The 13,476-nt window shown below is 62.6% G+C and carries 10 protein-coding genes; 6 read left to right on the forward strand and 4 right to left on the reverse strand.

Going from position 1 to position 13,476, the window contains the following annotated elements; genetic code table 11:
* The first annotated feature begins 97 nt into the window (after positions 1 to 97).
* From GQ59_RS30695 to GQ59_RS20765, 4 genes are all read left to right on the forward strand, one after another.
* Positions 98 to 1,645 (forward strand): sensor histidine kinase, encoded by a 1,548-nt coding sequence (locus tag GQ59_RS30695; protein WP_051904100.1) that lies wholly within the window; start codon positions 98 to 100, stop codon positions 1,643 to 1,645.
* Positions 1,642 to 2,010, forward strand: coding sequence for a response regulator (locus GQ59_RS20755; protein WP_037084614.1), 369 nt, complete (start codon positions 1,642 to 1,644; stop codon positions 2,008 to 2,010). Before GQ59_RS30695 ends, GQ59_RS20755 begins: the two co-directional genes overlap by 4 nt.
* Positions 2,011 to 2,168: 158 nt before the next feature.
* Positions 2,169 to 4,157: a bifunctional 2',3'-cyclic-nucleotide 2'-phosphodiesterase/3'-nucleotidase gene (locus GQ59_RS20760; protein WP_037084616.1), complete on the forward strand. Its 1,989-nt coding sequence runs from the start codon at positions 2,169 to 2,171 to the stop codon at positions 4,155 to 4,157.
* 79 nt (positions 4,158 to 4,236) lie between these two features.
* Complete coding sequence (locus GQ59_RS20765; protein WP_037084617.1) at positions 4,237 to 5,073, forward strand: PhzF family phenazine biosynthesis protein; 837 nt, start codon at positions 4,237 to 4,239, stop codon at positions 5,071 to 5,073.
* Between the two features lie 89 nt (positions 5,074 to 5,162).
* Here the strand turns inward: GQ59_RS20765 and GQ59_RS20770 are convergent, their stop codons facing one another.
* Positions 5,163 to 5,723, reverse strand: coding sequence for a DUF2087 domain-containing protein (locus GQ59_RS20770; protein ID WP_037084618.1), 561 nt, complete (start codon positions 5,721 to 5,723; stop codon positions 5,163 to 5,165).
* A 300-nt stretch (positions 5,724 to 6,023) separates the two neighbouring features.
* On the opposite strand from GQ59_RS20770, the gene GQ59_RS20775 reads away from it, so the two are divergent.
* Positions 6,024 to 7,052: a CorA family divalent cation transporter gene (locus tag GQ59_RS20775; protein ID WP_037084620.1), complete on the forward strand. Its 1,029-nt coding sequence runs from the start codon at positions 6,024 to 6,026 to the stop codon at positions 7,050 to 7,052.
* 36 nt (positions 7,053 to 7,088) lie between these two features.
* Here GQ59_RS20775 and GQ59_RS20780 read toward each other — a convergent pair whose 3' ends face one another.
* Entirely contained in the window at positions 7,089 to 8,057 is a 969-nt protein-coding gene (locus GQ59_RS20780) for a LysR family transcriptional regulator (protein WP_037084766.1), read from the reverse strand.
* Between the two features lie 162 nt (positions 8,058 to 8,219).
* Here GQ59_RS20780 and GQ59_RS20785 point away from each other — a divergent pair, with 162 nt between their 5' ends.
* Entirely contained in the window at positions 8,220 to 8,837 is a 618-nt protein-coding gene (locus tag GQ59_RS20785) for an FMN-dependent NADH-azoreductase (protein WP_037084621.1), read from the forward strand.
* Here the strand turns inward: GQ59_RS20785 and GQ59_RS20790 are convergent.
* Both GQ59_RS20790 and amt read right to left on the reverse strand, forming a co-directional pair.
* Positions 8,834 to 10,117: a GGDEF domain-containing protein gene (locus GQ59_RS20790; protein ID WP_037084623.1), complete on the reverse strand. Its 1,284-nt coding sequence runs from the start codon at positions 10,115 to 10,117 to the stop codon at positions 8,834 to 8,836. The genes GQ59_RS20785 and GQ59_RS20790 overlap by 4 nt on opposite strands.
* Positions 10,118 to 10,202: 85 nt before the next feature.
* Positions 10,203 to 13,394: an ammonium transporter gene (gene amt / locus GQ59_RS20795; RefSeq protein WP_037084624.1), complete on the reverse strand. Its 3,192-nt coding sequence runs from the start codon at positions 13,392 to 13,394 to the stop codon at positions 10,203 to 10,205.
* Positions 13,395 to 13,476: the final 82 nt, after the last annotated feature.

Here is a 13,476-nt window from a genome sequence, read left to right on the forward strand (position 1 = left end):
AGGCAAAACCAAGGATGCTTAGATGGTTGCTGTTCCCTTTAACTTGCCTTCTCCTACATCGCGGCCGCCGCGCCGGCTGGTTGCGCTTGTCACATGCTTGGCAATCGCCCTCCTGGCACTGGGCGCACTTCTGGCGCAGTCCGACGAACCGAGCCGTCCGGCCGTCACTGCGGGCGAGGCGGTCGTCCTCCTGGCGCTCGCGACCGCGTTGTTCGCAGCATCCATATGGGCACAACGAAGGATACAGCGCGATATCGACGCGAAATTCTACCGGCTCGAGCGGTTCATGCAGGCATTCGGGCAGACGCAGGGCATGTTGCGCAGCCTCGACGGCAGGATCGTATTCTGGGGGATCGGCGCGGAGCGCCTTTACGGTTATTCCGAGAAGGAAGCCCTGGGAAAGGACGGCGTCGAACTCCTGCACACCCGCTGCCCGACCTCTCTCGAAGAAATTAAATCGGCCCTCGCTCGCGACGGCGAATGGCAGGGTGAGCTTACGCGTCGCCATAAGGACGGCAGGGAGATCCACATCATCAGCAAATGGTCGCAGAACCGCAGCGAAGCGGGGGAACCGGAAGTCACGATCGAAGTCAGCAATGATATCACCTCCATCAAGCAGGCCGAACGGCAGCTCCATCAGACCAACGCCCTGCTGCGCACCATCCTGGAAACCGCGCCGGGACTGATCTACGCCAAGGACATGGAGGGCCGCATCATCCTGGCGAATGCCACGACGCTCGACCTGATCGGCAGGCCATGGTCCGATGTCGAGGGCCGCACGGACATGGAATTCCTGGGCAGCAAAAGCCAGGCCGGGGCCGTCATGGCCAACGACCGCCGGATCATGGATCAGGCGAGAACCGAAGAATTCGAAGAGGTCATCAGCCACGAGGGCCACCATCCGCGGATATGGTCGTCGACCAAAGCCCCCTTGCGCGATGCCGATGGCAAAGTCATCGGCCTGGTCGGCGTCTCGGTCGAGATCACCGAGAGAAAACGGATCGAAGAGCGGCTGCAGCTCATGGTCAACGAGTTGAACCACCGCGTCAAAAACACGCTTGCGACCGTCAAGGCCATCGCCTCCCAGACCCTGCGGGGCGGCGATCCGATCGTGCGCCAGAACCTGGAGCGGCGCCTTATGGCACTGGCCGCCGCCCATGACGTGCTCACCCGCGAAAACTGGGAGGGGGCTGATATCGACGACGTGGTCACCGGAGCTCTGGCCCCGTTCGGCGAGGGCGGCGAGGACTATCGCTTCGCCGTCTCCGGGCCGTCCCTTCGGCTGCGGCCGCGGGCGGCGCTCGCGCTTGCCATGGGTCTGCACGAATTGACGACCAACGCCCTGAAATACGGCGCGCTCTCGACGCATAACGGCCAGGTCGCGATCAACTGGCAGATTGTCGAGGGTGCCAAACCTTTGCTGCGATTGACATGGACGGAAAGCGGCGGCCCGCCGGTGGTTGCGCCGTCGAGGCGAGGGTTCGGCGTCAGGCTGATCGAGCGCAGCCTTGCCCAGGATCTCGGCGGCAAAGCATCGGTGATATTCGACCAGCCTGCCGGGATCATCGGCACGATGGAAGCCCCGCTCGCCGACGTCGCCGTACCGGCGGTGGCGACGCCATTCGTGCAGATGGGTGCAAGGTGAACGACACCCATATCTTCGCCGGAATTCGCGTCCTCATCATCGAAGACGAGGCGCTTGTCTCGATGATGCTCGAAGAGTTCCTGGAACAGATGGGCTGCCGGACGATGGCGACGGCCTCGCGGCTCGACGAGGCGATCAATAAGGCCTGGTCGCTTCCGCTGGACATGGCCCTGTTGGATGTGAACCTTGCCGGCGAAGCCAGCTTTCCAGTCGCCGAAATCCTTACCGCGCGGGACATTCCCTTCATTTTCGTGACCGGATACGGACCGCTCGGCCTGCCGGCCGACATGCGCCATATCCCCGTCCTTCCCAAGCCTTTCCAGATGGCGCAGCTCGTCGACGCCATGCGAATGGCGGCCTATTGACGCCCGGCCTTTGCACCTCGCGTGGGTGGCAGCCAGGACGGACAAAATCATCCATGTTCGTCTCCCACAACGCTTCAGAATCCGCTTGGAGATACAATCCACGCGGGTCAATATGGCGCCGAATTGTCGCTTATCTGTCCGTTCCAAGGAGGCTGCCCATGTCGTCGCTCAACGATCTTCATCCGATCACCCGCCGTTCGCTGCTTGGAGGCATTGCCGCCTCGTCGGCGCTTGTCATGCTGCACCCGTTTGCCGCCCGTGCGGCCGGCAACCAGGCGCATCTGCGCATCATGGAAACGACCGATATCCACGTCCACGTCTTCCCCTACGATTATTACGCCGACAAGCCGAACGACACGCTCGGCCTTGCCCGCACCGCCTCGATCATCGACGCGATCCGCGCCGAAGCCGGCAATTCCATGCTGATCGACAATGGCGACTTCCTGCAGGGCAATCCCATGGGCGACTACATGGCCTACGAGCGCGGCATGAAGGACGGCGACAAGCACCCGGTCATCAAGGCGATGAACGTGCTCGGCTACGATGCCGGCACGCTCGGCAACCACGAATTCAACTACGGCCTCGATTTCCTGTTCAAGGTTCTGGCCGGTTCCGGCTTTCCGTATGTCTGCGCCAACCTCACCAAGGGCCAGCTCGCCTCCGACGCCAAGAAGGACGAGCTTTTCCTGAAACCCTACGTGATCGTCGAAAAGCAGATCCGTGACGGTTCGGGCGCGACGAGCCCGGTCAAGGTCGGCTTTATCGGCTTCGTGCCGCCGCAGATCATGACATGGGACGCAAAGAACCTCGAAGGCAAAGCGCAGACCCGAGACATCGTCGACGCGGCCAAAGCCTGGGTGCCGGTCATGAAGGAGGAAGGCGCCGACATCGTCATCGCCCTCTCCCATTCCGGCATCGACGGTGGCGGACAGAGCGACCGGATGGAAAACGCCTCGCTCTATCTCGCCGGCATTCAGGGCATCGATGCGATCTTCACCGGCCACCAGCATCTGGTCTTCCCGGGCACCAAGGATTTCGACGGCATTGTCGGCGCCGACACCAAGAAGGGCAAGCTGATGGGCAAGCCGGCGGTCATGGGCGGCTTCTGGGGCTCGCATATGGGGCTGATCGACCTGCTGCTCGAAAAGGACGGCAAGAGCTGGAAGATCGTCGATTCCACGTCCGAAGCACGGCCGATCTACCACCGCGACGAGGCCCGCAAGATCGTCGCCGACGTCAAGGACAAGCCGGAAGTCATCGCCGCCGCCAAGGAAGAGCACGAGGCCACGCTTGCCTACGTGCGCCGCGCGGTCGGCAAGAGTTCGGCGCCGCTCTATTCCTACTTCGCGCTGGTCGCAGACGACCCCTCGGTACAGATCGTTTCCAATGCCCAGACCTGGTACATCAAGGACATGCTGAAGGAGGGCCAGTACAAGGACATTCCCGTGCTCTCGGCCGCAGCGCCCTTCAAGGCAGGCGGCCGCGGCGGCGCCGAATATTTCACGGATGTCCCGGCAGGCGACATCGCCATCAAGAACGTCGCCGACCTCTATCTCTATCCGAACACGGTGCAGGCGGTGCTGATCACGGGAGCGCAGGTCAAGAACTGGCTCGAAATGTCGGCCGGCATGTTCAACCAGGTGCAGGCCGGCGCGAAAGACGCGCCTCTCCTCAACAATGACTTCCCGTCCTACAATTACGACGTCATCGACGGGGTGACCTACCAGATCGACCTGTCGCAGCCGACCCGCTTCGACAAGGACGGCAAGCTGATCAATGCGAACGCCAACCGCATCGTCGATCTCAAGTACAACGGCAAGCCGATCGATCCGGCCCAGAAATTCGTGGTGGCAACCAACAACTACCGTGCCGGCGGCGGCGGCAAGTTCCCGGAAATCGCCGGCGACAAGGTGATCTTCGTGGCGCCCGACACCAACCGCGACGTGATCGTGCGCTATATCGTCGAACAGGGCACGATCAACCCGTCCGCCGATGCCAACTGGTCCTTCAAGCCCCTGCCCGGCACAAGCGCCATCTTCGAAACCGGCCCCAAGGCCCGCCAGTACGCGACCGCGGTCAAGGGTGCCAAGATCGAGGACGCCGGCGACGGCGAGAACGGCTTCGCCAAGTTCCGGCTGGTGCTGTAACGGCCGATATCACCTTTCGGCGACATCCGGACGGCAGCCTTGGCTGCCGTCTTTCATTTCAACCGCATGAGACAAGGCAATGCCAAAATTCTCCTTCCAGCAGGTCGACGTCTTCTCCAGCCAGCCGATGCGCGGCAATCCGCTTGCCGTGGTGATCGGCGCCGATGGACTGAGCGAGGCGCAGATGCAGTCCTTCGCCAACTGGACCAATCTCAGCGAAACGACATTCCTGCTCCAGCCGACCGATCCGAAGGCCAGCTACCGGGTCAGGATTTTCACACCGTCTCAGGAACTGCCCTTCGCCGGCCATCCGACGCTCGGCAGCGCGCATGTCTGGCTCTCGCAGCAACAGACGTCACCGGCCGGCGATATCGTGCAGGAATGCGGCGCGGGCCTCGTCCGCATCCGCCGTGACGGTAATCGGCTTGCGTTTGCGGCGCCGCCGCTTACGCGCAGCGGCCCGGTGGATCCGGCGCTGGTGGAGCGGATCGCCAGGGCGCTCAGCCTGCCCGCCAACCTGATTGAGGATTCCAGCTGGTGCGAGAACGGCCCGGACTGGATCGGCGTGCGCCTGCCCTCGCGCGCCGATGTGCTGGCGGTCAAGCCGGACTATTCCGCTCTTGCCGGCACCCGCGTCGGGCTCGTTGGACGCTTCGATCCCGATCTTGACGGCAGGGACACGCAATTCGAGGTGCGTGCCTTTACCCGCAACGGCTATGAGGATCCGGTTACCGGCAGTCTTAACGCCGGCCTTGCCCAATGGCTGATCGGATCCGGTGTCGCGCCGGAAAGCTACGTCGCGGCCCAGGGCACCGTGCTTGGCCGCGCCGGCCGGGTATATGTCGACAAAATCGGCGACGATATCTGGATCGGTGGAGACGTGGTCGCATGCATTCAGGGTGCGCTGGAACTCTGATCCTGTCGGAGATGCCATCGGCAGGGAAAGCCCCGACCGATGGCTCACGATTGCGATTTGGACCGGTTCCCGAATTGGCCGACTGACGGTTATGCCGCCGCTGCCCGGGCGAGACCGATCCGCGACAGCAGCAGGTTCAATTCCGCCGGCGGCTTCTGCTCGATACGGCGGTATTCCCGGCCGTCGCGGGTGCGCTGGACGAGACCGAAATCGAAGAGATCGCGGCGCAACATCGCCGCGTCGCCGAACAGGTGCAGTGTGTTCAGCAGATCGCTGATCTGGCGCTCGGTGAATTCCCGGCCTGCCGGTATCTTCGACCAGAGGAACCAGAGGCAGATTTCCTGCTGCCCGCGCTTGGCGGGCCAGCGCACCAGCCTGCCCTCCTCGTCGAAATGGCGAGCTGTCTTCAGCACCCGCGCCTCATCGGGCGCCGGCATGTCGTCCAGCACCGGGCGCCACTCAGCGATGACGTCGGCCGTTTTGGCGGCAGCCCGAAAATGCTGGTAGTTTCGGAAACCCGCTGCGCGCGTCAGGAGATTGAGCATCTCCAGATGGCTTGGCTTGTGATCGAACCTGAGGATTTCGCTGCGAAGGGACTTGGCGAAAACCGAAAGGTCGGCGATCTCCATGGGAAAGATGGATCTTGGCATGTCTTATCCTTAAACGTGCCATTCCCTGAAAATCAGGGTGTCGCTGGTCGCCGGCTTGTCGACTCGAGCACGGGATAAGTGCTGATCATCTTCGTCTGTGCAGGTTTAGCTTCCCTTTCGGGACGGCGACGCCTCGGTGAACTGCAGACCGTGGGGCCGTTATAGCAGAGGTCCAAATGTCGTCAACTCGCAGCCGGCGCGCTCCGGTCGTTCCGCCGTTGTTGAGGGAATGCTTACCCTTCGCGGGCATCGTATTTGCTGGTAGAATCGATCCGAAATCGGCGGGGAGGACGCGCACGGATGCTCGAAAAGGCAAAGACCCCGGTAAGCTACGGAGACGAGCCCGGCCTGCGCTTCGCCCTTGTCCTCGACGGGCACGGCGGCTGCAGGACGATGAACATGGCCGAGGCCTGCAGCTGGAAGCCGGGAGACGGTCTTGTCTGGCTGCATTTCGAGCGCGATCATCCGGCAACGGCGGACTGGATAAACACCAGTGGCGGCTTCGATCCGCTGGTGGCGGAGGCTCTTCTTGCAGAGGATTCCCGCCCGCGCGTCGAGCCCCTGGGTGACGGGCTGCTGATCATCCTGCGCGGCGTCTGCGCCGCTCCGCCGGAAGAAGCAGAAAAAAACTCCGACGAGATCGACCTCGTCCCTCTGCATATCTGGGTGGACGAACACCGGCTGGTGACATTGCGCGACAGCGGCCACTATATAACGGCACTGCGCGATATCCGGCGGGCGCTCGACAACGACAAGGGTCCCCGGCAGGCAGGAGAACTGCTGGCACTCGTCAGCGACAAGCTCGTCCGCGATCTGGAGCCGGTGCTCGACGACATGGACGAAGAGGTCGACGAACTCGACGAGCTGATTTTCAAGGGAGAAGCGAGCGAGGTGCGCCTGAGGCTCAAGCTGCTGCGTCGCCGCGCCGTGCAGCTACGCCGCTATCTCGCGCCGCAACGCGACGCGCTCAACAGGATCGAGCACGACGACGCGCCATGGCTCAGAGAGCGGGACAAGCTCCGCTTCCGCGAGGTCATCGACAAACTGATGCGGTTCATCGAATATCTCGACGCGATCCGCGACCGCACCGGCATCCTCCATGACGACCTTTCGACGGTCATCGGCGAGCGGATCGCGCGCAATTCCAACCGACTTGCCGCGCTGGCGGCCCTTCTCCTGCCCCCGAGCGTCGTCGCCGGCCTCTTCGGCATGAATGTCGGCGGCATTCCGGGCGTCAACGAGACCTGGGCTTTCCTGATCATCGTTGCGCTTGTCATCGTTATTTCCGCCGGCACGCTGTGGATCCTCAAGCGCATCGAGTGGCTTTGACCCCCGCTTCGATGCGTCCGGGCACAAACGCTTCGGCTATTCGGCGGCTTGAGGGATCCCTTCCCGAGGCTCGATACCGAGCATCTGCTTGAAGTCGTCATGACTTGGGCAGGTCGAAAGCCTGCGCTCCATGGCCTCGACCAGCCACTGGCCCGCAGGCCCCAGCGGGTTTGCTGCCTTTCGCATGGCATAGAGCGGGTATTGGCTCTGCTCGTAGGCCTGGAGTTCGAGCGCAACGAGCGTTCCGTCCATGATATCCCTTCCTGCGACCGAAGCCGGCAGGCCGCCCCAGCCAAGGCCACCCTTGATCAGCTGGTGCTTCGTGGCGATGTCGCTGACGCGCCATGTCTTGTAGGACAGAACATTGAAATCGCGGCCCTTCGTCAGGCCGGACGTATCCGTCACGACCATCTGGACTTCCTCGCGCACGTCCGCGAGCGTCAGAGGCCGACCGAGTTTTGCAAGCGGATGTTCGGCGGCGGCGACCGGAATCATGAAGGAATAGCCGATCTTCTCCATCACCACCGAATCCTCCTGCCGAAGGATCGATCCGCCTATACCGATATCGGCCTTGCCGGAAATGACCATCTCCATGACCATGCCGAGCTCGCCGACATTGAGGTTGAGCGCCACGCTCGGGAATCTCTCCCGGAACTCACGCAGCTCCGCCACAACGGCATCCGACGGCACCATCACGCTCAGCGCCACCGACAGTTCCGCCTCCAGCCCCTGCTTGATGCTCTTCGCCCGGGCGCGCATCACCTGGAGGTCCGCGACGATGCGCCGGGCGTCGGTCAGCAGCGCCTTGCCCGCTTCGGTCAGCTTCGGCTGGCGGGCGCCGCTGCGCTCGAAAAGCGCCACTTCCAGCTGGGTTTCAAGATTACCGATCGTATAGCTGACCACCGATTGCGCCCGGTTCAGCACCCGCGAGGCTGCGGAAAAGCTGCCCGTCTCGGCAACCGCCAGAAACACTTGCAACTGATCGAGTGTGGGATTGGCATCCATGGTCGTCATCCAGATTTTCGATAGATAGCTTCGATATTATCTCAGTTTTATCGATGAGCGTCCACGCCTATCTATTCCCTCGAGCACAGCGGATCCACCCGCTCTCCAATCCTTCTGCGGGCCCAAGACCGCAGATAAGATCTCCAGACAAGGAAAAAAAGCATGTCCTCCATCCTCCTCGTCACTTCCAGCCCGCGCGGCGACGACTCGCTGTCCAGCAAGGTGGCCCATGACCTCGCCAACGAACTGAGCGCCCGCGACAACGGTACGTCGGTTGTCCATCGCGATCTCGGTGCCAACCCGATCCCGCATCTCGACAGCGTCACCACGTCCGCCATCCGCAAGCCGGCGGCCGACCGCACCCCGGCAGAAGCTGCCGCCGCCGACTATTCCGACAAGCTGGTCGCCGAACTGCTGGCTGCCGACACCGTGGTCATCGCCACCGGCCTCATCAACTTCAACATCTATTCGACGCTGAAAAGCTGGATCGACAACGTCGCCCGCGCCGGCCAGACGTTCCGCTACACGGCTGAAGGCCCGGAAGGCCTCGCCAAGGGCAAGAAGGTCTATATCGTGCTTGCATCCGGCGGCGTCTATTCCCAGGGCCCGGCCACCGGCATGAACCATGCCGTCCCCTACCTGACGACCGTCCTCGGCTTCCTGGGCATGACGGATGTGGAAGTCATCTATGTCGAAGGCGTCGCTTTCGGCCCCGAAGCTGCTGAAAAGGCGGTCGCCAGCGCCCAGCAGCGTAACCGGCAGCTCGCTCTCGCCGCTTAAGCCGTCCCTGCGCCTGACGGGACGAGCCTGCCAAGACGGCCGTGGACGTTGTCCCGGCCGTCATTTTTTGCGCGGTAGAGCCGCTCGTCGGCACGCCCGAGCAGCGTATCGAGTGCGTGTCCGTCTTCCGGAGCCGTGGCCACGCCGATCGAGACGGTGACGCATTGGCCGTCGGGACGAATGACCGAACGGCAGATGGCGGTCCGCAGGCGTTCAGCGATCATCAAGGCGCTGTCGTGGTCGGTATCGGGCAGGATCAGCACGAATTCCTCACCGCCGAAACGGGAGAGATGGTCGCTCGGGCGGGAGCCGGCCTGCAGGCATACGGCAACTTCCTTCAGCACCTCATCACCCTTCAGATGGCCGAAGAGGTCATTGACCTGCTTGAAATGATCCGCGTCGACGATGATGAGGCTGAGCCCTTTTCCCCGGTCGAGACAGCGGTGAATGAGCTTCGGAACATCTGCCTCGAGGCGCCCGCGGTCGAAAAGACCGGTCAGCCCGTCGACCCCGCTCTTGGCAAGCAGCGCCTGATAACGCTCGCGAAACGTCAGGTCGTTGAAGATATCGGTGATCTCGCGCGTCGATCTGGCGAGCCGCGGGATCTGCTCAATCTTGAGATAGACGGCAAACAGCAGCGAATAGAGCACAACGGACAGCAGCTTGGCATACCAGCCGCCGAAGAAGACCGAAGGCGGCGCCCCGAAGAGGATGTTCAGCCCCGAATAAAAGCCGATCTGGTCGAAGGTCAGGACAGCTGCGCCGCTGATCGCGAAACGCAGCACGACATTGTTGCCCAGAACCCGGCCCAGCCGTTCGTAGAGCAGGATGATGCCGATCGCGTCGACATAGAGAAGCGCCGTGCCCCACACCATCAGCCAGCCCATCTCGCTCAAGAACGCCATGTCGGCGGGGCGGCCGCCCGGCAGTGCCACGACTTCGTGCGCCTGGAGGATCTGAGCGATGCCAACCGTCAGGAGATTGCCCAGGAAAAGCCCGTAGATCGGCTGGCGAACGACTGCCGCATCCTCCTTCAGGTAGAGGAGCAGGATCATCATCAGCTTGCCGGCAAAAAAGACCGAGGAGCCTGGCGAAACGGTGCCGAACGGAAGATCGATGTAGAAGACCGCGGCGAGGTAGGTCTCCATGAAATGCATGACGCCGAGTGCGGCCAGGAACACCCCGAGGCCGAGTTGACGACGGAAATGCAGGAACGCCGTCATGACAGAAAAGTAGATCACCGCTTCCACAAGGAAGAGGGCTAGATTGAACGCTTGCATTTCGATCCGCTTCCACCCCCTGCAGGTGCTATACCGCTGTAACGGCTATCGTTTTACGTGCTCCAACCCATGCGGATTATGGCCATTATGCATGACTATGCAATAACGGCTGGTGGGTTTCCCCTTCGAACGCGGGGTAATCCTGGATCTCCGGCAGCTTCTTCGGCACGTTACGGAGCTGAGTGGCGATCGCCGGATCGATTTCGCGCGTGATCTCGCTGACTTTCCGGGGCTTGCCGAGAAGATACCCCTGCAGCTCGTCGCAGCCTGCATGCGCGAGGAACAGTGCCTGCTCGGTCGTTTCGACGCCTTCCGCGACGATCTTCATGCCGAGACCCGTGCCAAGGTCTATGATCGTGCGCACGATGATCTGCGCATTGTCGACCAGGTTCAGGTTGTTGACGAAGCTGCGGTCGATCTTGATCGTGTCGAACGGGTAACGGCTGAGATAGCTCAGAGACGAATATCCCGTGCCGAAATCGTCGAGCGCGATGTGGAAACCCATGCGCTTCAGATCGTTGAGGATCTGCACGGCGCGCTTGTCATCCTCGATTAGCACGCTTTCGGTGATCTCGAGCTCGATCCGGTGCGGATCGGCGCCGGTGCGCTTCAGCAGGTCGGCAAGATCGGCGACGAAATCCGCGTGACGAAACTGCAGCGGGCTGACGTTGACGCTGATATGGCCGTCGAGGTCGTCGAGGATTCTGCAGGCCTCGGCGAGCACCCAGGCGCCGAGCCGGATGATCTTGCCGGAAGCTTCCGCGACCGGAATGAAATCGCCCGGGCTGATCATGCCGCGTTTCGGATGGAACCAGCGCAGCAGGGCCTCGTGGCCGATGATGAGGCCGCTTTCCGCCTCGACACGCGGCTGCAGGTAGAGCTCGAACTCGCCCCGCTGCAGGGCGATTTCCAGATCGACTTCCAGCGCCCGGCGCTTTTCGATCAGTTCGTTCATGCCGGGCCTGAACATGCGGCAGGCGTTCCGGCCGGCATTCTTGGCATGATAGAGCGCAACGTCGGCGCTGCCGATCAGCGCGTCCATGTCCCCCGCGTTTTCGAGGCACAGCGCGCCGCCGATGCTGACGCTGATATTGACCTGCTCGCCGTGGCCGATATCGATCGGGTTGGCCATCGCGGCGAGCAGCCGATCGCCGAATTTCTCCAGTTCCTCGGTATCGGACGTATGGGCGATGATGACGGCGAATTCGTCGCCGCCGAGCCGGGCGACGATGTTGTCCGGGCCTGCCTCGGCCGCAAGCCGGACGGCGGTTTCGCGGATCACGGCGTCGCCCGCCTGATGGCCGTGGATGTCGTTGATGTCCTTGAAGCGGTCGAGATCGACCATCAGGACGCCGCATCCCGTGCCGCTTCGAGCCGCGTCCACCAGCTCGGTCAGCCGCTCGGAAAACAGCACACGGTTCGGCAGGCCGGTCAGCGGATCGTGGAGAGCGAGGTAGCGCATGCGGCTCTCCGCCAGCTTGCGCTCCCTGAGGTCGACGAGGCAGCCGATACGGGCTTTCTCCCCGCGGTAGAGGATGTCGCGGCCCCGCGCCTCGACGGGAATCTCCCCGCCGTCCGCCAGCCTCACGCGGATCTCGTGGCTGTTGTCGTCGTTGAGTTTCATCATGTCGACGACGCGGATCGTCTCGCCGTCCTGCAGAAAATCGAATGCGGACCGGCCGATGATCTCGACAAGGGGGAGGCCGATCATCTTGCCGAGCTGTTCGTTGCCGTCGACGATGACCCCGTCCCGGTGGATCAGGATCGCCTCGAACGTCGCGTTCGCAAGCGCTGCGACGCGCTCTGATTCCTCGTTGTCGCGCCGGAGCTCGATCAGCTCTCCGCGGCTGCGCTCCTCCTCCTCGATATTGTCCATCAGCCGGTTGAAGAGGGCGGTCAGCTTTTCGGCCTCATCGCCCTTGACCATCGGAAGGCGCTTGCGCAGGTCGGCATTGCCGCCGAGAAGATCGGTCAGCGCATCCTCGACATGACCGACGCCGAGGCGGGTCGCGTGTTCGGCAAGGTTCAGCCCGTCCTCTTCGTCCCTTGCAGAAACGCGGATGCGCATCAGCCGGTTCGCCGTCCAGAAAAAGGCGTAGCCGAGCCCGAAGGACCAGTAGAAATTGACGCCGACGCCGACCAGCTGCACATGCAGCTGCGCCAGCCTGCCGCCGGCCGGAAGCTGATCGACCGGCGCGAGAAGTGCCAGAAGCAGGGTTCCGGTGACGCCGGCAAAGGCATGCACGCCGATGGCGCCGACAGCGTCGTCGATCTTGAGCGTTCTCTCGATGAAGGCATTGCCGAAGATCGCCACCGCGCCGCCGATCGCCCCGACCATCAGGGCGCTTGCCGGGTCGAGGATATGGCAGCCGGCGGTGACCGCAACGAGCCCGCCGAGCATGCCGGAATTCGATTTTTCCGGAAGGATGACGCCGTCCTGGTAGAAGCCGATGACATAACCGACGCAGGTACCCATGCCGCCGGCCAGAACCGTGTTCATGATGATCGACGCCACCTGGTCGGTAACGCCGAGCGTCGAACCGCCGTTGAAGCCGATCCAGCCGATGAAGAGCAGCAGCGCGCCGGTGGTCGAGAGCACGGGGCTATGGCCGGCGATCCTGACCGGCGTTCCGTCGGCATTGAACTTGCCGATGCGCGGGCCGATAACCATGCAGGCCGCGAGTGCCACCCAGCCGCCGGTCGAATGAACGACCGTGGAGCCCGCGAAATCGACGAAACCCATCTGCGACAGGAAGGCCGAGGCATTCGGGAACAGCGCCGAGCCCCAGGCCCAGTGCACGAAGACCGGATAGATCAGCCCCGACATGAACAGCGAGCCGAACACATAGGCCGCCAGCTTCATGCGCTCGGCAACGGCGCCCGACACGATCGTCGCGGCGGTGCCGCAGAACATGACCTGGAAGACGAAAAAGGCCGACTGCCAGCTGTCGAGACCGCGCAGGAAATAGAACTCGCTCTGCGTCCCGAACAGGAATCCGTTCGAACGGCCGAAGGCGATCATGAAGCCGACCGCGGCGAACGCGACGACGCCGAAGACAAAATCGAGAAGGTTCTTCTGCGCCACGTTGATCGAATTCTTCGATCGTACCATGCCGGCTTCGAGCAGAAGGAAGCCGACCTGCATCATCATCACCAGTCCGGCGGCGACAAGCACCCATGTCATGTCCAGCCGGGAATTGTGCGAAAGGAGATCGTCCGCGAAGGCAAAGCCCGGGACAAGGCCGACGGAAAGTCCGCAGCAGCCAATAAAAAGCATAAAATATGACCAGCGAGATCGCATTAAAAAGTCGACCGCAGAAAGACATCGGAACAGATGCCTCAAGCTATCGCTAATGCTT

This window comes from Neorhizobium vignae (genome assembly GCF_000732195.1).
Lineage (GTDB): Bacteria > Pseudomonadota > Alphaproteobacteria > Rhizobiales > Rhizobiaceae > Neorhizobium > Neorhizobium vignae.